The sequence below is a fragment of the bacterium genome (assembly GCA_024224155.1).
GTDB lineage: Bacteria > Acidobacteriota > Thermoanaerobaculia > Multivoradales > JAHEKO01 > CALZIK01.
In genome coordinates this window covers 1-712 of sequence record JAAENP010000340.1, presented here as the reverse complement: position 1 = coordinate 712, position 712 = coordinate 1, and the positions used below count along the sequence as shown (strand labels likewise).

Genomic DNA, 712 nt, shown 5'->3' with positions numbered 1-712 from the left:
GGCCTTGTCCGGCAGGAACCGATCGGATATATAGCGATCGGCCAGGTTGGCGGCCGAAACCAACGATCCGTCGGTGAACGTGACCTGATGGTGGATCTCGTAGCGATCCCGCAGTCCTTTGAGGATGAGAATGTCTCGGCCACGGTCGGCTCGGCCACCTGCACCGGCTGGAAACGGCGCTCGAGCGCCGAGTCCTTCTCGAGGTACTTGCGGTACTCCTCGAGCGTTGTGGCGCCGATGGTCTGCAGCTCGCCGCGGGCCAGCATGGGCTTGAGGATGGAGGCAGCGTCGATGGCGCCCTCGGCCGCGCCGGCGCCGACGAGCGTGTGGATCTCGTCGATGAACAGGATGATGTCGCCGCGGGTGCGGATCTCCTTGAGGACCTTCTTGAGCCGTTCTTCGAAGTCACCGCGGTAACGCGAACCGGCAACGAGAGCGCCAAGGTCGAGGGTGTACAGCTGGCGGTTGGTGAGCGTGTCGGGAACCTCGCCGGCGACTATGCGCTGCGCAAGTCCCTCGACGATTGCGGTCTTGCCGACACCGGGCTCACCAATAAGCACCGGATTGTTCTTGGTCCGACGGGACAAGACCTGCATGACCCGCTGAATCTCGTCGGCTCTGCCGATCACCGGGTCAAGCTTGTGGTCACGAGCTTGCTGAGTGAGGTTGCGACCGAACTGGTCGAGAACCGTAGAACCGCCCGTAGAGCTTT

1 pseudogene is annotated in these 712 nt (G+C 63.1%); it reads right to left on the bottom strand.

Going from position 1 to position 712, the window contains the following annotated elements:
* Positions 1-712, bottom strand: a pseudogene (locus tag GY769_17185) (ATP-dependent Clp protease ATP-binding subunit).